The sequence below is a fragment of the Rhodobium orientis genome (assembly GCF_003258835.1).
GTDB classification, from domain to species: Bacteria; Pseudomonadota; Alphaproteobacteria; order Rhizobiales; family Rhodobiaceae; genus Rhodobium; species Rhodobium orientis.
The window spans coordinates 1-18,450 of sequence record NZ_NPEV01000075.1 but is presented as its reverse complement, the minus strand read 5'-3'; the positions used below and the strand labels follow the sequence as shown (position 1 = coordinate 18,450).

Sequence of the window (18,450 nt, the reverse complement as noted above, 5' to 3'; positions counted from 1 at the left end):
AAGCGCGAGATCTCGCGCGCCTTCCGGATCACCGGCAGCGACCGCATCGGCCTGAAGAAACTCCTGAAGGACCTCGCCGCCGACGGGCTGATCGCCGGCAGCCGCAAGTCAATGCGCCGCCCGGGCGACCTGCCGTCGGTCACCGTCGTCCTCGCCAGCGGCCGCGATGCCGATGGCGAACTGATCGGCGCGCCGATGGAATGGGACGAGGACGAGAACGGCCCGCCGCCCTCCGTCATGATCCTGTCGGACCGCGGCAAACGCCCGGGCCGCGCCGCCGGTGTCGGCGACCGGGTGCTGGTACGGATCGCCGAGGCGCCTTCCGATGCCGGCGTCGGCTATCTCGGGCGCACCATCAAGGTGCTGGAGCGCCAGCCGACCGCCCTCCTCGGCGTCTATGTGGTCGGCCCCGACGGCACGGCGCGCATCGCCCCGGTCGACCGCAAGCAGAAGGAATATATCGTCGAGAAGGCCGATGCCGGAGACGCGGTGGACGGCGACCTCGTCACCGTCGACGTCCTCAAGGCCGGCCGCTACGGCGTGCCGCGGGCCAAGGTCCGCGAGCGCATCGGCTCCATGAAGAGCGAAAAGGCGGTCTCCATGATCGCCATCCACACCCACGCCATCCCCCATATCTTCCCCGACGCCGTGCTCGCCGAGGCAGACGCGGCAAAGCCGGTGACGCTGCAGACGAAGGGCGACAAGCGCGAGGACTGGCGCGACGTCCCGCTCATCACCATCGACCCGGCCGACGCCAAGGACCACGACGACGCCGTCTATGCCGTTCCCGACGACGACCCCAAGAACGAGGGCGGCTTCGTCGTTACCGTCGCCATTGCCGACGTCGCCTATTACATCCGACCGGGCAGCGCCCTCGACCGCGAGGCGCTCCTGCGCGGCAACTCGGTCTATTTCCCCGACCGGGTCGTGCCGATGCTGCCGGAGCGGATATCCAACGATCTCTGCTCGCTCCGCGAGGGCGAGGACCGGCCGGCGATCGCCGTGCGCATGCGCTTTGCCGCCGACGGCCGCAAGCTCGACCACAGATTCCACCGGGTGATGATGCGCTCCGCCGCCAAGCTCTCCTATCAGGAGGCGCAAGGGGCCATCGACGGCAAACCGAACGACAAGACCGGCCCGCTGCTGGAGCCGATCCTGAAGCCGCTCTGGGCCGCCTACGCCTGTTTGAAGAAGGGCCGCGAGGCCCGCGCGCCGCTCGACCTCGACCTGCCGGAGCGCAAGATCGTCCTGAACGACGACGACACCGTCGACCGCATCATCGTGCCGCCCCGCCTCGACGCCCACAAGCTGATCGAGGAGTGCATGATCCAGGCGAATGTCTGCGCGGCGGAGACGCTGGAGAAGCAGCGCGCGCCGGTGATCTACCGCATCCATGATGCCTCGACGCCGGAAAAGCTGGAAGCGCTGCGCGACTTCCTCTCCACCATCGACATCAAGCTCGCCCGCACCGGCAATCTGCGGCCTGCCGTCTTCAACGCGATCCTCGCCCGCGTCGAGGGCACGGAGAACGACGAACTGGTCAACGAGGTGATCCTGAGGAGCCAGGCCCAGGCGGAGTATTCGCCGGCCAATATCGGCCATTTCGGCCTGAACCTGAGGCGCTACGCCCATTTCACCTCGCCGATCCGGCGCTATGCCGACCTCGTCGTCCACCGCAGCCTCGTTGCCGCCCTCGGCTTCGGCAAGGACGGCCTGCCGTCCGGTTTCGAGGAGAAGCTTGAGGGGATTTCTGCGGAGATCTCCGCAACGGAACGGCGCGCCATGGCGGCCGAGCGCGACACCGTCGACCGGCTGATCGCCCACTGGCTCGCCGACCATATCGGCGCCAGCTTCAACGGCCGCATCGCCGGCGTCACCCGGTCCGGCCTGTTCGTGCGCCTCGACGACAGCGGCGCCGACGGCTTCGTGCCGGCCTCCAAGCTCGGCGACGACTACTACCGCTACGACGACGTCACCCACTCCATGACCGGCGAGCGCACCGGCGAGACCTACCAGCTCGGCGACCGGGTCGAGGTGCAACTGGCCGAGGCAATGCCCCTTGCCGGCGCGCTCAGGTTTGAACTTCTCTCCGAAGGGCGGTATCAGAAACCTTCCGGGAAAGGCGCGGCAAAACGCCGTCCGCCCCGCAAGAAGCCGGTGCCGGACAAGTCCGCGCGGGCCAAGAAACGCGTCAAGCGGCGCTGAGGACAAACGCCATGCACCAGCAGATCTTCGAGTCGCCGCCGGACGAGGCCCCCACGCGCCCGGTCGGCAATGCAGTTGCCCGCGGCATGGCGTCGAAATGCCCCTCCTGCGGCACCGGTGCCCTGTTCGACGGCTATCTGACGGTCAAGGACCATTGCGGCACCTGCAACGAGGCGCTCCACCACCACCGCGCCGACGACGCCCCGCCCTATTTCACCATCCTCATCGTCGGCCACATCATCGTCGGCATGATCCTGACGGTGGAAAAGCTCTGGGCGCCGCCGATCTGGCTGCAGATGTCCATCTGGCTGCCGCTGACGGTGCTGCTGTCGCTGGCGCTGCTGCGCCCGGTCAAGGGCGCCGTCGTCGGCCTGCAATGGGCACTCTTCATGCATGGCTTCGACCCCAACCACACGCCGGAATTCGGCGAGGACTGAGCCCCGCCCAAAAAAGAGAGCCGGACATGGCCGATCTCGCCGAACGCCTGACCAACACCGAACGCAACCAGACCTACGCCAACCGCCGGCCGAAGGATGCGGCCACGCTGTTGATCCTCGACAGGACGGCGGGCGGGCCGGTGCGCGTGCTGATGGGCAGGCGCCATGAGCGCCACGTCTTTTTGCCGGGCAAGTTCGTCTTTCCCGGCGGCCGGGTGGATCCGGGCGATTCCCGCGTGCGCGCTTGCGGCGACTACCACGAGGCCATCCGCAACAAGCTGATGCACGCCATGAAGGGTCCCAAGACGGAGGCCCGCGCACGGGCCTTCGGCATCGCTGCCATCCGCGAGACCTTCGAGGAGACCGGTGTCTTCATCGGCAGCAAGGAGGACACGCCGCACCTGCCCAAGTCCGATCCGACCTGGTGCGCCTTTGCCGAGCGCGGCATTGTCCCCGACCTGTCGCCCATCCGCTATGTCGGCCGCGCCATCACCCCGCCGCGCCGCTCGCGCCGCTTCGACACCCGCTTCCTCGTCGTCTTTGCCGACGCTGTCGCCGGCACCCTGCCGGAAGGCACCGGCCCCTCCGGCGAACTGGAGGAGGTCGACTGGCCGACGCTCGCCGAGGCCCACGACCTGGAGCTTCCGACCATTACCAAGGTGATCATCGAGGAGTTGGAGGAGCGGCTCGCCTGCGACCCCAAGCTTGCCCCGGAAACGCCGGTGCCGTTCTATTATTGGTTGGGCAGCGGCTTTCGCCGCGACCTGATCTGACGGCGGATGGTGCGGCGCCCTGGCGGCGCCAGTGTCGAGGGTAACGGGGCGTCATGGCGGAAGGAAGCGTGCAAGGGGCGGCCCCTCGGCCGGTCGACCGCCGCGGCATGGCCGCCGCGATCGCCTCCATTTCCATCGTCGGCGTCGCCATCAGCCTGTCCATGCCGCTGCTCGCCCTGGTCATGGAGGCGCGTGGCTTTTCCGGCACCGCCATCGGCATCAATTCGGCTATGGCCGGCGTTGCCTCCATCGCCTGGGTGCCGTTCGTCACGCCGCTCGCCCGGCGCATCGGCACGGCACGGCTGATCCTCATCCTCATCGCCGCCTCGATGGTCAGCTTCCTCGGCTTTTTCGTCATCTCGTCCTACTGGGCCTGGTTCGGCCTGCGCTTCGTCTTCCACGGCGCGACGACGGCGATCTTCGTATTGTCCGAGTTCTGGATATCGTCGGCCGCGCCGCGCGAACGGCGCGGCTTCGTCCTCGGCGTCTATGCCACCTTCCTGTCGATCGGCGTCGCCGCCGGCCCCATCCTGCTGTCGCTGACCGGGGCCTCGGGCGCCCCGCCCTTCCTCATTGGCACGATCATCCTCGCCGTATCCGCGATCCCGGTCATCATGGCCCGCGACACCAGTCCGCGCATCGAAAAAAGGCCGGAGCACTCCTTCGCCAGGTTCCTGATCGCCGTTCCCGTGGCCACCATCGCGGTCCTTGCCTTCGGCGCGGTGGAAACCGGCATGCTCTCTATCCTGCCGATCTACGGCCTCAGGATCGGCCTCGATGCGGCGACCGCAACGCTGCTGGTGACCGCCGCCGCCCTCGGCAACGTCGTGCTCCAGGTGCCGCTCGGCTGGATGAGCGACCGCATGGACAAGCGCGTCCTGCTCCTCGTCTGCGGCCTCGTCGGCGTGATCGGCGCACTGCTCATGCCCGTCTTTGCGCACCGCATGACCGAGCTTTTCGTCACCCTCTTCATCTGGGGCGGCGTCACGGCGGGCCTTTACACCATCGGCCTTGCCCACCTCGCGGCCCGCTATCGCGACGCCGACCTTGCCTCCGCCAACGCCGCCTTCGTCATGATGTACTCCATCGGCATGCTGGTCGGCCCCGCCGCCATGGGTGCCGGCATGGACATCGACCCGCACGGCTTTCCCATCGTCTGCGCCCTGTTCTTTGCCGGATATGTCGTGATTGCCGCCTTTCGCATCGCAAGATGGGCCGGCCGGTGACACGAATTCTTGACAAGGGCCGCGCAATGACTAGGGTGGCGCACCAATCGGGACCGTGCGGTGAAATTGGCACCCGGACCCGGCAGACCGATTTCTCCGAGGACAAGCGGAATGGCTAAGGCAACCACGATCAAGATTCGTCTCGTGTCGAGCGCCGACACGGGCTACTTCTACGTCACCAAGAAAAACAGCCGGACGATGACCGAAAAGATGGTCAAGAAGAAATACGATCCGGTCGCCAAGAAGCACGTCGACTTCCGCGAATCCAAGATCAAGTAGCGCGCCCGCCGGCACCGCCGGCAGTCGCGCGAAAAGATGTGAAAGCGCCGTCCGTCAGGGGCGGCGCTTTGCTTTGCCGTGCAAGCATGCGCCCTGCCCCGGCGACGACCGGAGGTCGGAACCGGCCTGCCGGGCGACAGACACTCTTCTACCCTTGATTGGTGAGGGATCGAATCCCTGAACGGCCTTGCAGAATCTCCGAAAACGCGGATGCAATCGGCCCGGAAGAGGTGGCCGACCGGAGGCGGGGCTTAACGAGGAGGCCACTCAACACCCTGCTTTCCGGCCGGCCTGACCCCACGGACCCAGGAGATGCGGCGGACCTGAGCATTCCGTAGGGTATCTCTTGATGATACTGGCTAACGAAAAAATCCTTTGAATATCCGATATTTCGCCGATACAGACCGGTTTCGCTGAAATGTGACTATCGCGTTTCCGGTTTCGCCTGATCCAAATATCAACGAAATCGTAACCAAAAACCAATGAAAAACGCCGGATTGGTTAAGAGCCACCAATAGACGGCAATGCTTTCAGAGTTGAAGGCTGTTCAATACATGCGCGGGACCGCCCCCCGGCGCCTCGTTGCAGGGAATTATACCCGCCAAAGGCATGGCGTTGCCACTACCGGAGATTGCGCTGCGGTTGTGCGGGAAGGCGTGCCTGAAAGGGCGGCTCAGGCCGCGTCGGCGACCACCCGGTTGCGGCCGTCGCGCTTGGCCGCATAAAGCGCCTCGTCGGCGCGCTTCAGGATCGTCTGCGGCGTGTCGTCATAGTGGTCGAGCATGGCAAGGCCGACGCTGATCGTCACGTCCAGCGCCCGCGCCCCGCCATTGACTAGGAACGGCTCGCCGGCGACCTTCTGGCGGATGCGCTCCGCCACCGCGACGGCCAGCGACAGGTCGGTCTCCGGCATGACGACGACGAATTCCTCGCCGCCGAAGCGGCAGGCAAGGTCGATGCCGCGCAGGTTCTTGCGCAGCCGGCGGGCGAATTCGCGCAGGACGTCGTCGCCCGCATCGTGGCCGTAGGTGTCGTTGACGGCCTTGAAGTAATCGAGATCGACCATCAGGACGGCCAGCGTCTTGGAGCGCTGCACGGCCTGACTGACCAGCGTCGCCAGATGGCTTTCCAGATAGCGCCGATTGTGCAGCCCGGTGAGCGCGTCGGTAACCGCCAGCTCCATCGTCTGCTGGACGTTGTCGCGCAAATGGTCGGTGTAGCGCTTGCGGCGGATCTGGGTCCGCGTGCGCGCCATCATCTCATTCTTGTCGATCGGCCTGACGAGGTAATCGTTGACCCCGAGGTCGAGGCCGCGCAGTAGCCGCGCATTGTCTTCCGGCTCGGTGATGAGAAGCACCGGCACCATCCGCGTGCGCTCCAGCGAGCGGAGCTGGGAGCACAGCCTGAGGCCGTCGAAATTGGCCAGCGCCAGCGAGATCATGACCAGTTCGAAATCGCCCTCCGCGGCCCGGAACAACGCCTCCTGGGGATCGGTCTCCACCGTCACGTCGTGGGATTTCGCCAATGACGCCGCCATCCGCTCATAGGACGAGCGCCGGTCGTCGACCAGAAGGATGCGGCCCTTGCCCTTGGCCGCGAAATCGTCCGCGGCGGCGGTGTCCTCAAAGCCGATATCGCGGCCGGTCACGGAGCGCATGCGCCACTCGTCGGTCAGCATCTTCAGCCTGACGAGGCTCTTCACCCTTGTGATCAGCGCGATGTCGTTGACCGGCTTGGTGAGGAAATCGTCGGCCCCGGCGTCCAGGCCCTTGACCCGGTCGGCCGGCTGGTCGAGCGCCGTCACCATGACGACGGGAATGTGTACGGTCCGCGGATCGGCCTTCAGCCGCCGGCAGACCTCGAAGCCGTCCATGCCGGGCATCATCACGTCGAGCAGGACGATGTCGCATTTGTCCGCCTGGCAGATCGCCAGGGCATCCGGCCCGTTGGCAGCCGTCAGGACCTCGAAATATTCTGCCGTCAGCCGCGCCTCGAGCAGTTTCGTGTTGGCCGGTATGTCGTCGACGACAAGAACACGGGCGGTCATTGCGCTATCCCCTCAGTCACGCATCGCCGAGATACGATTTTACCGTTTCAAGAAACTTCCCGATCGAAATGGGCTTGGACAGATAGGCCTCGCAGCCGCCCTGGCGGATACGTTCCTCGTCGCCCTTCATGGCGAAGGCGGTGACGGCGACGACCGGGATCATCTTCAGGTCGTCGTCTTCCTTGATCCATTTGGTGACCTCCAGGCCCGAGACTTCGGGGAGCTGGATGTCCATCAGGATGAGGTCGGGATGGTGCTCGCGGGCAAGGTCCATGGCCTCCAGGCCGTTGCGGGTCTGGACCGTCTCGTAGCCGTTCGCCTCCAGAAGGTCGCGAAACAGCTTCATGTTGAGGTCATTGTCCTCAACGATCAGAACCTTCTTGGCCATTGGTTCGCCCTACCCCTGCGTCCCCGTGCTCATACCCCATGGACCGCTCGCCGGGCACGCGCTCGTCCCGAACGGGCGGTCCCCGGTGACGCGCCATCACACGCCGTCTTGCGGTCCGTCCATTTTCAGAACATACAGAAAGAATCTTTCACAAAGGCAAACACAGGCGCAAAATGGAGTCCCGGATCCAGCGAATGCCTTGGGAATCCGCCGAGCGGATCGCCGTCTCCGGACTTGCCTTCATCGCCGGCGAAACCGAATCGCTGGGCCGGTTTCTCGCCGAGACCGGGCTCGGCCCGGAGAACCTGAGGAGCGCCGCCGGCGAGCCCTGGTTCCTGTGCGCCGTGCTGGAATTCCTGATGGCCAACGAGGATCTGCTGCTCGTCTTCGTCGAGCGCATCCGCGTGCGCCCGACGATGATCGCCGCCGCCCACCTGGCGCTGTCGGAGGACGGGGGCGATGTCACGATCAACTGACCTGCCGGTCGGACCCGTGGTCGACATGGCACCGGAAACCGCGCGCCAGATCGAGGAACTCGACCTCAAGGACGGCCCGCTGATCCTGTGCGACGTCGACGAGGTGGCGCTGCACTTCATCGCCCCGTTCGAGCGGCATCTTCTCGCCCACGGCTTTGAGTTGGTAGCCCGCTCCTACGGCCTCAACGGCAATATCGTCCGCCAGGAGGACCGGGAACCCGCCTCCCGCGAGGAGGTCCGCGAGCTGCTGCTCGGCTTCTTCGATGCCGAGACCGGCAACCAGCAGCCCGTGGCCGGCGTCGCCGAAGCGCTTGGCGAGCTGAGCCAGGCTGCGGAAGTGGTCATGCTGACCAACATTCCCGAAAGGCACCGGCAATTGCGCTCCGAGACCCTGGCTCGCCACGGCATGCCCTATCCGGTCATCACCAATACCGGGCCGAAGGGACCGGCCGCCAGGCTTCTCGCCGAACGCGCCGACGGCGCCGTCGTCTTCCTCGACGATTCGCCCTCCAACATCCGCTCCGTCGGCGCCTTCGTCGACGGCGCCAGCCTCGTGCAGTTTATTGCGGACCGCCGCTTCTTCGACCTCGCCGGTCCCATCGACGGGCTTTCGCTGAAGGCCAACGACTGGCCGGCCGCCCGCAATTTCATCGTCGGCCGGTTCGGGTTCTAAGGCATCGGGCACGGCGCCAATGCCCGGACTGGGATCGGGCGACGTCGTTTAATAACCACCGCAGAAAAGCTGGATTGCTTCGCTCCGCTCGCAATGACGGTCCTGGTTGGATTCTTTAAACATTTCAACGTCATTGCGAGAAGGCCGCAAGGCCGACGCGGCAATCCAGTCGGCATTCGCTGAGGTGCTGTGCGGCCGTCCAGGGCACGGCCCCAGCAACCTCTGACCGCAATGAGATCTGACGTCTTTCGGCCAAAGCCTGCTAGACTGGCAAGCCGCAAAACGCTGCGGCGACGATGACGAGGCCATGCGCGACATCGACCATTCCGCCAACACTGCCCTATGCCGGGATTGCCTGACGTCCTTTGCCGGCACCGCTCATCGCTGCCCGGCGTGCGGCAGCCCCCGCGTCGTTGCCCACCCGGAACTGCACCGCCTGGTCATCGCCCATATCGACTGCGACGCGTTCTATGCCGCGATTGAAAAGCGCGACGATCCGAGCCTCGACGACAAGCCGCTGATTATCGGCGGCAGCCGGCGCGGCGTCGTCTCCACGGCCTGCTACATCGCGCGCATCAAGGGTGTCCATTCGGCGATGCCCATGTTCAAGGCCCTGAAGCTCTGCCCGGAAGCCGTCGTGCTGCCGCCGAACATGGAAAAATACACCGCCGTCGGGCGCCAGGTCCGCGAGATGATGCGGGCGCTGACGCCGCTGGTCGAGCCGCTCTCCATCGACGAGGCGTTCCTCGACCTTACCGGCACGGAGCGCCTGCACGGCACCAGCCCGGCGGTCACCCTCGCCCGTTTCGCCCGCGATGTGGAGGCCGAGATCGGCATCTCCGTCTCCGTCGGCCTTGCCGCCAACAAGTTCCTCGCCAAGATCGCCTCCGACCTCGACAAGCCGCGCGGCTTTTCCGTCATCGGCGCGGCGGAGGCAAAGGACTTCCTTGCCGACAAGCCGGTCGGCATGATCTGGGGCGTCGGCAAGGTCACCCAGCGCCAGCTCCAGGCCGACGGCATCCGCCTCATCGGCGATCTGCAGAGGATGGACGAGGCCGACCTTGCCCGCCGCTACGGCGCGCTGGGGCTGAAGCTTTTCCATCTCGCCCGCGGCGAGGACCGGCGCACCGTGTCTGCCGCCTCAAAGGCCAAAAGCATCAGCGCGGAGACCACCTTCGACGTCGATATTGCCGACGCGCACGAACTCATGGCGCATCTGCGACGGCTGTCGGAAAAGGTCTCCAAGCGCCTGAAGGCGGCCGAGAAAGCCGGCTGGACGGTGACCCTGAAGCTGAAGACGAAGGATTTCCGGATCATCACCCGCAGCCACCGGCTCGCCGACCCGACACGGCTCGCCGACCGCATCTTCCGCACCGGCCAGGACATGCTCGCGCGGGAGGCCAACGGCCGGATGTTCCGGCTGATCGGCATTGGTGTCTCCGATTTCGCCGACCCGGTGCTCGCCGACCCGGACGACCTCGTCGACGTGGCGGCAACGCGCCGTGCCCGCGCCGAGATCGCCATCGACGACCTGCGCGAACGCTTCGGCACCGGCGCCGTCAATCTCGGCCTCGCGCTCGCCGCAAAGCGCCGCGGCCGCGATCCCTCGCCGCCCGACGACGATCTTCAGGAGTGAAAAAGCCGGATTGCTTACTGCGCGCCGGCCTTGTCGGCGCTGCAGCCCGGCACGTCGTGGATCTCAAGATTGACCAGCTTGCCGGCAACGCTGAAGTCGCCATAGTCGATCTTCACGTCGCGGCTGATGCCGTTGCCATAGAGAAGAAAACTCATCTCGTAGGTCGGCAGCGCCTCGCCGCCCGTCGACACCGGCTCGAAATAGCCGACCGTAACCGGCCAGCGCGGCAGCTTCGACATGTCGGCGTCGGCCGCCTTGGCGTCGAGCGTATCCGGCCCGTCGATCCGCTTGCCGATGGTGGTCGCGGTCGGGAAGATCTTCTCGCCGGTCTCCGAACCGTCATAGATGTTGGCCGGCAGGAACGCCTCACCGGAGCGCGCCGCGCTCAGCATGGCGACCAGGTGCTGGGTCGGGAACAGGATCCGCTTGCCGATGGTGAACGTCTTCTTTTCCGGCTTGTCGAGGCGGACGGTCGTCGTCTCGCCGTCGCGCACGGCGCTGCCCTTCGATTCCTCCACCAGCTTTTCGTCAATATAGGTCTGGGTCAGGAACTCGAACCGCTCGCCGGAGGCGTCCTCGAAGGTCGTGGTGCGCATGTCGGTCAGCCGGGAATTGCCCTGGCTGTCCTCTACCTGGGTAACGAAGCGGAAATTGATGGTGAAGCCGTCGCAGGTCGAGCCGATGGTCTCGAACACCATGCGCCCGTTGAGGCCGGCGATCGAGGACGAGGCCTTCGAATCGGTCAGCTTCATGTCGAACACGGCCCGGTGCGAGATGAGGTCGGCGACGACCGCGTCATGGCTCGCCGCATCGCTGACATTGGGCACCGCGCGCCCGGCCGCGGCCGGCACGGCCATGACAGCGGAGAGAATCGCAGCCGCCGCAATGGCGCGATACGGCCCGTCGATGAGGTTGTTCATTGCTGTTCCTGCCCCGGCTCGTTGCTGGCGTTTCCACCCGATAGGCGGCGAGCATGGCGTAACCATGGCGCGGACCGTCGATGCCGGCGCGGCGTTCGCCCCTTTTGCCCCGTCTTGTCGTCAATAAACTTGCCTATTCGGTGGATTTTGGCAATCGTCGCCGCGCGCGCCCTCGCTGGGCGCAACAAAGATTGAACCCAGGAGACAGTGACCATGACCGGTCAAACCGACGCCCGCCTTGCCGAACTCGGCATAGATCTTCCAGAGGCGCCGATGCCGGCCGCCAACTACGTGCCCTTCGTGCGGACGGGCAACCAGCTCTACGTCTCCGGCCAGCTTCCGATGGGTGCAAAGGGGCCGGAATTCATCGGCCGCCTCGGCGGCGGGCTTTCCATCGCCGAAGGCCAGAAGGCGGCGAGGCTCTGCGCCCTTGCCCTCATCGCCCAGGCAAAGGCCGCCGTCGGCGACCTCGACAGCATCACCCGCGTCGTCAAGCTCACCGGCTTCGTCAACTCCACGCCCGACTTCACCGACCAGCCGAAGGTCATCAACGGCGCCTCCGACCTGATGGCCGAGGTGTTTCAGGACCGCGGCCGCCATGCCCGCGCCGCCGTCGGCGTCGCCGCCCTTCCCTTCGGTGTCGCCGTCGAGGTCGAGGCGGTGTTCGAGGTCGAATAGGAACGTCGAAGGGACGCTGGCTGCCCAATGAACGCGCCCGCCTGGCTGACCGCCCGCCCCGTCGCCCATCGCGGCTACCACGATGCCCATGCCGGCCGCATCGAGAACTCGCTCAAAGCGGCCGCGGCCGCCGCTGAGAAAGGCTTTTCGATCGAGGCCGACCTGCAGCTTTCCGCCGACGGCGTGCCGATGGTCTTCCACGACGACACGCTCGACCGGCTGACCGAGGGCCGCGGGCCGGTTGGCGCGCTCACCGCCGCCGAGCTCTCCGCGACCCCGCTGATGGACGGCGGCGGCGACACCATCCCGACGCTAACGGCCTTTCTGGATCTGGTTGCCGGACGCGTGCCCTTGGTGCTGGAGATGAAGTCCGACATGCGCCGGGGCGCGGCCATCGCAGGCCCGGTCGCCGAGGTGCTGGCCGGCTATGACGGCCCCGTGGCGGTGATGTCCTTCGATCCGGAGATCGTCGCCGCCTTCAAGGGCCTCGCCCCGCACCTGCCGCGCGGCATCACCGCCTGCGCCACCTCACCGCGCGATCCGGAATGGCGCCTCCTGACGCTGATGGAGCGGTTCGCGCTCCGCCACCTCCTGCATGCTCCGCGCACCCGCCCGGACTTCATCGCCTACGACATCGAGGCGCTGCCGGCCCCGGCTGTTACGCTGATGCGCCGGCTTTTCGGCCGGCCGGTGCTGACCTGGACGGTGCGCACCACGGACCACCGGCGCCGCGCCGCGCGCCACGCCGACCAGATCATTTTCGAGGGATTCGATCCGGACGCTTGAGCGAGGCGCCGGGCGGCTTAGATTCAATCCTTGAATCGATCCCTCAAGCGCGCCCGCCGCGCCTCCTCGAAAAATGCCACGGTCCGTCATCCCATGAGTTCTGTCGAAGCCAAGATCCGCGTCCTCACATCGCTGAGGGATATCGACCGCAAGGACTGGGATCGGCTCGCCAATCCCGGCTGGGAGCTGGCCGAGGGCGGCCGGCTTAAGGCCGATTTGGGTGCGGCTCTTGAATCGGATTCTGAACGTGAAGGGCGCAGCGAAAAAGAATCCCAATTCAAGGGGTTGGCGGGCAGTCCGGAATCGGATTGCGGAGAGCCCGAACCAGCGAAACAAGTTTCTGAAGAAACGTCATTTAACCCGTTTATATCACACGATTTTCTTTGGTCACTGGAAGAGTCCGGCTGCGCCCTTCCCGAAACCGGCTGGGCGTCCTGCCACCTGGCGCTGGAGCGCGCCGACGACAGCTATGCCGGCGTCGTTCCGGCCTATCTGAAGAGCCACTCCCAGGGCGAATACGTCTTCGACCACGGCTGGGCCGATGCCTTCTACCGCGCCGGCGGGGAGTACTATCCGAAGCTCCAGATCTCCGTCCCCTTCACCCCGGCAACCGGCCGGCGGCTCCTCGTCGGCAACGGGCCGGACAGCGACGCTGCCCGAAAGATCCTGGCCTCCGGCATCCGCCAGGCGGCGAGCCAGTTCGAGGCCTCGTCCGCCCACCTCACCTTCCTGACGGAGAACGAGGCACGGTTGCTGGAAGAGGACGGCTACCTCCACCGCACCGACCAGCAGTTCCACTGGGTCAACGAGGGCTACAAGACCTTCGACGATTTCCTCGGGGCCCTCGCCTCGCGCAAGCGCAAGACGATCAGGCGCGAGAGGCGCGACGCCCAGGGCGACGGCATCGAGATCGACTGGGTCACGGGAACCGACATCAAAGAGCACCACTGGGACACCTTCTTCCGGTTCTACATGGACACCGGCGCCCGCAAATGGGGCACGCCCTATCTCAACCGCGAGGCCTTTTCCCTTATTGGCGAACGGATGGCGGAACGGATCCTCCTGATCTTCGCCCGGCGCGGAACGGAGATCATCGCCGGCGCGCTCAACTTCATCGGCTCCGACACGCTCTACGGCCGCTATTGGGGCACGACCGAGGACCTGCCGTTCCTGCATTTCGAGGTCTGCTACTACCAGGCCATCGAGTTCGCGATTCAAACCCGCCTGAGGCTGGTCGAGGCCGGCGCGCAAGGCGCCCACAAGCTCGCCCGCGGCTACCTGCCGGTGACCACCCACTCGGCCCACCACATCGTCCACCCGGGGCTCCGGAACGCCGTTGCCGCCTATCTCGACCAGGAGCGCGAGGCGGTCGCCGAAGAGTCGGAACTCCTGAGGCAGATGGCGCCATTCAAGCGCGACCGGAATGCGCGCTGATCCACGACACCGCCCGGGCGCCCGCGCGGACATCGACCATGCTTGATTCAAGCCCCGGTTAGTGACATCAAGCGGCCATGCTGACGCTCGATGCCTCGCCCCTGCCGGTGATCTCCGTCCACATCCCGAAGACCGCGGGAACGGCATTCGCCGACGTGCTCGTCGCCAATTTCGGCGACACGGTCGCCTTTTCCTACGGTACCCGGCATCCCAAGACCCATCCGCTCCTGAAGGAGATCGGCCGCCCGTCCGGGCCGGACGACCTGAAGCGGATCGCGGATGCCGGCATTCGCATCATCCACGGGCATTTCTTCGTCAACCGGTTCAGGAAGCTCGGCATCGAGCCCGCCAATGTGTGGGTCTGGCTGCGCGATCCGGCCGAGCGGCTGATCTCGGAGTACTACTTCAACCGCAGTCGCGATGACGTCATCAATCCGCTGGCCAAGGCGCTGCAGGCGGAGGACCTGTCGCTCCTCGACTATGCAGGCCGCAAGGACGCCCGCAACCTGCAGCACCGCCTGCTCAGGCCCTTCGACATCGACGATCTCGGCTTCGTCGGCCTCACCGAATTTTATGACGACTGCCTGGAACTCACCGGCCTCACCGTGCCGCCCGCCTCAAATCGCACGCGCAATGCGACGAAGGCCAAGGAACCGGTCGACCGCAAGACGCGCATGGCCCTCACCCGGCTGAACTTCGCCGACCAGATGCGCTATGGCGATGCCGTCCGGCGCCTGTCCCGCGAGCGCCGCGCCTTGCACCAGAAGAGCACAGAGACCGCGAAGGCCGGGTGATGCCGGCCACCGACACACCGCCATTGGAGGACCGCCATGACCGCCTATGACGCCGACAACATCTTCGCCAAGATCCTGCGCGGCGAGATGCCCTGCCACAAGGTCTATGAGGACGACAAGACCTTCGCCTTCCTCGACATCATGCCGCGCGCCGACGGCCACACCCTGGTGCTGCCGAAGGCCGCCGCCCGCAACATCCTCGACGTCGGCCTCGACGACCTCGCCGCGGTAATGGCGACGACCCAGAAGCTGACCCATGCCGTCATGAAGGCGTTCGAGGCGCCGGGCGCCACCGTCCAGCAGTTCAACGAGCCGGCCGGCGGCCAGGTCGTCTTCCACCTCCATGTCCACGTCATCCCGCGCCACGAGGGCGTGCCGCTGAAGCCCCACACCGGCGAGATGGCCGACCCGGAGCTTTTGGCCAAGCACGCGGAGAAGATCAAGGCGGCGCTGGAGGGCTGAGGAAGCGGCCGCGGCGTTTACCCCAGAAACCGATATCGATTGATTTCGGCAGCAACCACACCAATGTGTGGTTGTGTGCATTCGCCCACAGGCAGGCGAAATCGATGAAGAAATGGCTGAAATGGCCTTTCCGGGTGTACCTCGCGCTGGTTTCCGTGGCGGTGGTCTATGTCGCGCTGGCCGAACCGCCGGAGCCCCCGCCCAAATACCTGCTGCCCCACAAGGAGGGGGCCAATGTTCCCGACTGCGCCGGGTCCAACTATGTGCGTCTCCGCCTCGGTTCCTACAGTTTCAAGCTGCCCCGCGTCGACGTCTTCGCAGCGAACCCGCTCGATGGCCGCAAGGACGACGAGCTCTATAGGGAACAGGTGCGATGGCTATGCGGCCCCGATGCCGGTCTGCCCATCGAAGGCATCGCCTTTTATGTCAGGAGCCACCCTGATACGCAGCCTGAAGGCTTCGACTATCGAAAGGTGCAGCACGCGCGGCAGTACTACCGACGTAATTTCGACCCGCATTTGAATCTCGTAACGCGGCAATTTCGGGAAGGGCTGTTTGCTTTTGAATTCAATGAGGACCCACATACTCCTGATGCATTTGAGAAATTCGTCGCCAACTGGTTTAAAAAACATCCACACCTGATAGATGCTTTCAGGAACGGTCGCCCACAATACTCAACAACTAACGGGTTCGAAGTCTTTTACGCAGACGAAATCGCTCCAAATCCGTCCGTATATTATTTCCACAAAAACTATAAAGACCCTTCCGGATGGCCGTTCTATGTTGTCTGCACCGGAGAATACAAGCCAATCCACCACAGCTGCTCGACCAGATACAACCTGAACGACGAAATCTGGGCGAGTCTCATCCTGGACAAGCCAGGAGGTCAAACGCCGGAGGACTTCATTTCGATCGACAAGGAATTTCGCGGGTACATCAAACGCTTTCTGGTCTCGGTCGACAAGCCGGGGGAAGCGGCCGATGCCAAATCGGGCGGCCTCCTCAAGGATGCATCTTCGCGCCCTTGGTGATCTTGTCGACGACCTTTTTCTCCTCGCGCAGCGCCAGGCCGACGATGGTGAGGTCGGCGGCGGCGACGGCCTTCACGGCCGCCCGGTTGGCAGCGTCGTGGCCGGTGGAGAACATCTCTTCGGTATAGAGCGAGAGCGGCACGGCGCGGGTCTTTGCCCGCTCGAAAATCTTGCGCATCCCGGACGCGTCCGTCGCCAGCACGATCATCGGCTGGATGCAGAGGGGATTGTAGCGGTTGCCGTCTGCGTCCTCGTAGGACGCGCCGATGATGCCATCCGCCGCGCCGACGATGCCGCTGGTCAGAAACGCGGTGACATTTAGCTTCTGCCAGACGGCAAGGTCGTCGCGCACGACGATCGCGATCTTGGTATCGAACATTTTTCTAGTCAGGTCCCTTTCGGCCAGTTCGTTGGATCGCCGAGCCGCGCCAGCGCGCCCTTCAGCGCCGTCGCATCGGCGCCCAGCGCCCGGTCGGCCTCCATGTTGAGGTCGTCCATCGCCGCATCGAGCGGCCTTTGAAGCGCGCTCCCCGCCTCCGTCAGGAACAGCCGCTGCACGCGGCGATCCTCCGCATCCGCGCGGCGCTCAATCAAACGATCCCGCTCCAGCCGATCGACGACGCCGGTGATCGTCGCACTGTCGAGCCGGAGCCGCTGGACGAGGTCGCTGGCTTTGAGGCCGTCGGTGCCCCACAGAAGCTTCAGCACGGCATACTGCACGGGCGTCACGCCATGCACCCCGAGCTTCTCCTTCGCCCGCCGCGTCACCTGCTGCATGGCCTTGCCGGTCAGAAAACTGATGCAGTCCTCGATGCGATCCATGGTCGATGTCCTTGCACGAGCGAATCCCATCGCAGACGAGAGGTTTGCATACAATTATCTTGTGTACAAGGTTTTGCAGAACGGTCGATTGACGCGGGTCAGATGGAGACGTTGGTTCGAAGCTGAGACATTGGCTCGAAAAGAGCAACGGACCGCAAAGGCAACCGGAAAACGCGTCGGATGCCGGCGGGAAGCCGGACCTAAACGGCCACCAGCCAGCCGCCGATCAGCACGATCTCCGCGGCGAGGATGCCGACGAACGCCCAGCGTTTGCCCTTCATGGCGATGGCGAAGCCGGTGCCGGCCGCGCCGATCCTCAGCCAAAGGGGCGCGAGGGCCAGCGCGCCGCTCGGGAACAGGATCAGCCGGGCGATGATGCCGGCGATCAGCGCCGTCGCGACCGCCCGCACCCAGCGGAAAATCTCCGAATCCTCACGCACATTGCCGGCAAAGACGACGCCAAGGACGCGCCAGATGCCGGTGGCGAAGGCCCCGGCGATGAGGATGTAGACGAGGGTCGGCGCGGCGCCGGAAATCTGCTCCATCAGGCGCGCCTCGCGTCCCACCAGCGGCCGAGAAGGTAGGCCGCGGTGCCGCCGACAAGCCCGGTCCAGAGGAGGTCGAAGCCCGGCGCGGCAAGGAAGAAAACGGGGCCGAGGACGAGCCCGGTGAGCATCGCCAGCCGGTCGACCGGGTGCCGTGCCGCCACCCACAGCGAGCACAGGAAATAGATCGGCATCAGGAAGAACAGCGCGGCGCCGAGGAGCTCCGGCAGGTGGCCGACCATCTGGAACGCGACCGCCGTCACGCAGATGTTGATGACGGTGAGGCTGGTGGCGAACCCGGCGAAGAACGACAGCCGCGCCGGGCGCGGGATATCCGGCAGCCGGCTCATCGCGAACACCCAGGACGTCACGGCAACGAAATGGGAAAGAAGCGCCAGCTTCCAGCGCGGCGTCGCCGCATCGCGCACCACCGGCACCCAGGCGACCACCATCGGCATCAGCCGCACGGCGGAAAAGGCAACGGCAATGCCGGCGCCCAGGACCGACGCCCCGCCGGTCATGGCGCCGATCAGCACCACCTGGCTCGGCAGCGCCCAGACCGTTGCCGTCGTCAACACGGCCTCGACGAAGGTCAGGCCGCTGTCGCGGGCAAGCCCGGCAAAGCCGATGAAGGCGCCGGCAAGGATGAAAGCCGGAAAGGAGACGACCGCCGCAATCCCGCGCAGGAACCAGACGCGGCCGCCGGTGCTGTCCTCCACGGAAGTCTCGGGCGGCGGCGCGGTCATCGGCGGATCAACTCGTCAGGCACATGAAAGCGCCGCACCGGCAATGGCCGAAAAGGCCATCGTCGAGGGCGGCGCCGGAAATGGGCGGGGAC

21 protein-coding genes are annotated in these 18,450 nt (G+C 65.6%); 14 read left to right on the top strand and 7 right to left on the bottom strand.

Features of this window, described 5'->3' with window-relative positions; translation table 11 throughout:
• From rnr to rpmG, 5 genes are all read left to right on the top strand, one after another.
• A partial coding sequence (rnr, locus tag CH339_RS22195) for a ribonuclease R (RefSeq protein WP_111436596.1) occupies positions 1 to 2,205 on the top strand: 2,205 nt, incomplete at its 5' end.
• A gap of 11 nt (positions 2,206 to 2,216) precedes the next feature.
• Positions 2,217 to 2,642, top strand: coding sequence for a DUF983 domain-containing protein (locus CH339_RS22190; protein ID WP_111436595.1), 426 nt, complete (start codon positions 2,217 to 2,219; stop codon positions 2,640 to 2,642).
• 26 nt (positions 2,643 to 2,668) lie between these two features.
• Positions 2,669 to 3,415: an NUDIX hydrolase gene (locus tag CH339_RS22185; protein WP_111436594.1), complete on the top strand. Its 747-nt coding sequence runs from the start codon at positions 2,669 to 2,671 to the stop codon at positions 3,413 to 3,415.
• A gap of 53 nt (positions 3,416 to 3,468) precedes the next feature.
• Positions 3,469 to 4,641: an MFS transporter gene (locus CH339_RS22180; RefSeq protein WP_244669216.1), complete on the top strand. Its 1,173-nt coding sequence runs from the start codon at positions 3,469 to 3,471 to the stop codon at positions 4,639 to 4,641.
• Between the two features lie 111 nt (positions 4,642 to 4,752).
• Positions 4,753 to 4,920, top strand: a complete 168-nt coding sequence (gene rpmG / locus CH339_RS22175) for a 50S ribosomal protein L33 (protein WP_111436592.1) — start codon at positions 4,753 to 4,755, stop codon at positions 4,918 to 4,920.
• A 673-nt stretch (positions 4,921 to 5,593) separates the two neighbouring features.
• On the opposite strand, the gene CH339_RS22170 is transcribed toward rpmG, so the two are convergent.
• Both CH339_RS22170 and CH339_RS22165 read right to left on the bottom strand, forming a co-directional pair.
• Positions 5,594 to 6,967, bottom strand: coding sequence for a PleD family two-component system response regulator (locus CH339_RS22170; protein ID WP_111436591.1), 1,374 nt, complete (start codon positions 6,965 to 6,967; stop codon positions 5,594 to 5,596).
• Positions 6,968 to 6,983: 16 nt separating this feature from the next.
• The gene (locus tag CH339_RS22165; protein WP_111436590.1) at positions 6,984 to 7,355 is read right to left on the bottom strand and encodes a response regulator; all 372 of its coding nucleotides are present in this window, start codon (positions 7,353 to 7,355) and stop codon (positions 6,984 to 6,986) included.
• Positions 7,356 to 7,549: 194 nt separating this feature from the next.
• Here CH339_RS22165 and CH339_RS22160 point away from each other — a divergent pair, with 194 nt between their 5' ends.
• From CH339_RS22160 to CH339_RS22150, 3 genes are all read left to right on the top strand, one after another.
• Positions 7,550 to 7,831, top strand: coding sequence for a DUF3572 domain-containing protein (locus CH339_RS22160; protein ID WP_111436599.1), 282 nt, complete (start codon positions 7,550 to 7,552; stop codon positions 7,829 to 7,831).
• Positions 7,815 to 8,504, top strand: coding sequence for a hypothetical protein (locus tag CH339_RS22155; protein ID WP_201241091.1), 690 nt, complete (start codon positions 7,815 to 7,817; stop codon positions 8,502 to 8,504). The genes CH339_RS22160 and CH339_RS22155 overlap by 17 nt, the downstream gene beginning before the upstream one ends.
• A 307-nt stretch (positions 8,505 to 8,811) precedes the next feature.
• Complete coding sequence (locus tag CH339_RS22150; protein ID WP_111436589.1) at positions 8,812 to 10,140, top strand: DNA polymerase IV; 1,329 nt, start codon at positions 8,812 to 8,814, stop codon at positions 10,138 to 10,140.
• A 14-nt stretch (positions 10,141 to 10,154) separates the two neighbouring features.
• Here CH339_RS22150 and CH339_RS22145 read toward each other — a convergent pair whose 3' ends face one another.
• Positions 10,155 to 11,060: a cell envelope integrity EipB family protein gene (locus CH339_RS22145; RefSeq protein ID WP_170138622.1), complete on the bottom strand. Its 906-nt coding sequence runs from the start codon at positions 11,058 to 11,060 to the stop codon at positions 10,155 to 10,157.
• A gap of 213 nt (positions 11,061 to 11,273) precedes the next feature.
• On the opposite strand from CH339_RS22145, the gene CH339_RS22140 reads away from it, so the two are divergent.
• The 6 genes from CH339_RS22140 to CH339_RS22115 all read left to right on the top strand — a co-directional run bounded on the left by CH339_RS22140 (position 11,274) and on the right by CH339_RS22115 (position 16,245).
• Positions 11,274 to 11,738, top strand: a complete 465-nt coding sequence (locus CH339_RS22140; RefSeq protein ID WP_111436587.1) for a RidA family protein — start codon at positions 11,274 to 11,276, stop codon at positions 11,736 to 11,738.
• A 27-nt stretch (positions 11,739 to 11,765) separates the two neighbouring features.
• Positions 11,766 to 12,524: a glycerophosphodiester phosphodiesterase family protein gene (locus tag CH339_RS22135; RefSeq protein ID WP_111436586.1), complete on the top strand. Its 759-nt coding sequence runs from the start codon at positions 11,766 to 11,768 to the stop codon at positions 12,522 to 12,524.
• Between the two features lie 93 nt (positions 12,525 to 12,617).
• Positions 12,618 to 13,958 carry a GNAT family N-acetyltransferase gene (locus CH339_RS22130; RefSeq protein ID WP_111436585.1) on the top strand — a complete coding sequence of 447 codons (1,341 nt, stop codon included), beginning with the start codon at positions 12,618 to 12,620 and terminating at the stop codon, positions 13,956 to 13,958.
• A 77-nt stretch (positions 13,959 to 14,035) separates the two neighbouring features.
• On the top strand, positions 14,036 to 14,752 hold the full coding sequence (locus CH339_RS22125) for a sulfotransferase family 2 domain-containing protein (protein WP_111436584.1): 717 nt from the start codon (positions 14,036 to 14,038) through the stop codon (positions 14,750 to 14,752).
• Between the two features lie 36 nt (positions 14,753 to 14,788).
• Positions 14,789 to 15,214: an HIT family protein gene (locus tag CH339_RS22120; RefSeq protein ID WP_111436583.1), complete on the top strand. Its 426-nt coding sequence runs from the start codon at positions 14,789 to 14,791 to the stop codon at positions 15,212 to 15,214.
• A 104-nt stretch (positions 15,215 to 15,318) separates the two neighbouring features.
• Positions 15,319 to 16,245 (top strand): hypothetical protein, encoded by a 927-nt coding sequence (locus tag CH339_RS22115; protein WP_111436582.1) that lies wholly within the window; start codon positions 15,319 to 15,321, stop codon positions 16,243 to 16,245.
• Here CH339_RS22115 and CH339_RS22110 read toward each other — a convergent pair.
• The 4 genes from CH339_RS22110 to CH339_RS22095 form a co-directional block, all read right to left on the bottom strand.
• On the bottom strand, positions 16,217 to 16,624 hold the full coding sequence (locus CH339_RS22110) for a DUF2000 family protein (protein WP_111436581.1): 408 nt from the start codon (positions 16,622 to 16,624) through the stop codon (positions 16,217 to 16,219). The genes CH339_RS22115 and CH339_RS22110 overlap by 29 nt on opposite strands.
• 8 nt (positions 16,625 to 16,632) lie before the next feature.
• The gene (locus CH339_RS22105) at positions 16,633 to 17,067 is read right to left on the bottom strand and encodes a MarR family winged helix-turn-helix transcriptional regulator (RefSeq protein WP_111436580.1); all 435 of its coding nucleotides are present in this window, start codon (positions 17,065 to 17,067) and stop codon (positions 16,633 to 16,635) included.
• A gap of 200 nt (positions 17,068 to 17,267) precedes the next feature.
• The gene (locus CH339_RS22100) at positions 17,268 to 17,612 is read right to left on the bottom strand and encodes an AzlD domain-containing protein (protein ID WP_111436597.1); all 345 of its coding nucleotides are present in this window, start codon (positions 17,610 to 17,612) and stop codon (positions 17,268 to 17,270) included.
• Positions 17,612 to 18,331 (bottom strand): AzlC family ABC transporter permease, encoded by a 720-nt coding sequence (locus CH339_RS22095; RefSeq protein WP_210207387.1) that lies wholly within the window; start codon positions 18,329 to 18,331, stop codon positions 17,612 to 17,614. The genes CH339_RS22100 and CH339_RS22095 overlap by 1 nt, the downstream gene beginning before the upstream one ends.
• Between the last annotated feature and the right edge of the window lie 119 nt (positions 18,332 to 18,450).

Bases quoted from the DNA above. Each gene is read 5' to 3' on its own strand.
- CH339_RS22130 (WP_111436585.1), top strand. From the start codon at position 12,618: ATGAGTTCTGTCGAAGCCAAGATCCGCGTCCTCACATCGCTGAGGGAT.
- CH339_RS22190 (WP_111436595.1), top strand. From the start codon at position 2,217: ATGCACCAGCAGATCTTCGAGTCGCCGCCGGACGAGGCCCCCACGCGC.
- CH339_RS22125 (WP_111436584.1), top strand. From the start codon at position 14,036: ATGCTGACGCTCGATGCCTCGCCCCTGCCGGTGATCTCCGTCCACATC.
- CH339_RS22105 (WP_111436580.1), bottom strand. From the start codon at position 17,067: ATGGATCGCATCGAGGACTGCATCAGTTTTCTGACCGGCAAGGCCATG.
- CH339_RS22100 (WP_111436597.1), bottom strand. From the start codon at position 17,612: ATGGAGCAGATTTCCGGCGCCGCGCCGACCCTCGTCTACATCCTCATC.
- CH339_RS22145 (WP_170138622.1), bottom strand. From the start codon at position 11,060: ATGAACAACCTCATCGACGGGCCGTATCGCGCCATTGCGGCGGCTGCG.
- CH339_RS22120 (WP_111436583.1), top strand. From the start codon at position 14,789: ATGACCGCCTATGACGCCGACAACATCTTCGCCAAGATCCTGCGCGGC.
- CH339_RS22135 (WP_111436586.1), top strand. From the start codon at position 11,766: ATGAACGCGCCCGCCTGGCTGACCGCCCGCCCCGTCGCCCATCGCGGC.
- CH339_RS22115 (WP_111436582.1), top strand. From the start codon at position 15,319: ATGAAGAAATGGCTGAAATGGCCTTTCCGGGTGTACCTCGCGCTGGTT.
- rpmG (WP_111436592.1), top strand. From the start codon at position 4,753: ATGGCTAAGGCAACCACGATCAAGATTCGTCTCGTGTCGAGCGCCGAC.
- CH339_RS22110 (WP_111436581.1), bottom strand. From the start codon at position 16,624: ATGTTCGATACCAAGATCGCGATCGTCGTGCGCGACGACCTTGCCGTC.
- CH339_RS22160 (WP_111436599.1), top strand. From the start codon at position 7,550: ATGCCTTGGGAATCCGCCGAGCGGATCGCCGTCTCCGGACTTGCCTTC.
- CH339_RS22180 (WP_244669216.1), top strand. From the start codon at position 3,469: ATGGCGGAAGGAAGCGTGCAAGGGGCGGCCCCTCGGCCGGTCGACCGC.
- CH339_RS22150 (WP_111436589.1), top strand. From the start codon at position 8,812: ATGCGCGACATCGACCATTCCGCCAACACTGCCCTATGCCGGGATTGC.
- CH339_RS22140 (WP_111436587.1), top strand. From the start codon at position 11,274: ATGACCGGTCAAACCGACGCCCGCCTTGCCGAACTCGGCATAGATCTT.
- CH339_RS22165 (WP_111436590.1), bottom strand. From the start codon at position 7,355: ATGGCCAAGAAGGTTCTGATCGTTGAGGACAATGACCTCAACATGAAG.
- CH339_RS22170 (WP_111436591.1), bottom strand. From the start codon at position 6,967: ATGACCGCCCGTGTTCTTGTCGTCGACGACATACCGGCCAACACGAAA.
- CH339_RS22185 (WP_111436594.1), top strand. From the start codon at position 2,669: ATGGCCGATCTCGCCGAACGCCTGACCAACACCGAACGCAACCAGACC.
- CH339_RS22155 (WP_201241091.1), top strand. From the start codon at position 7,815: ATGTCACGATCAACTGACCTGCCGGTCGGACCCGTGGTCGACATGGCA.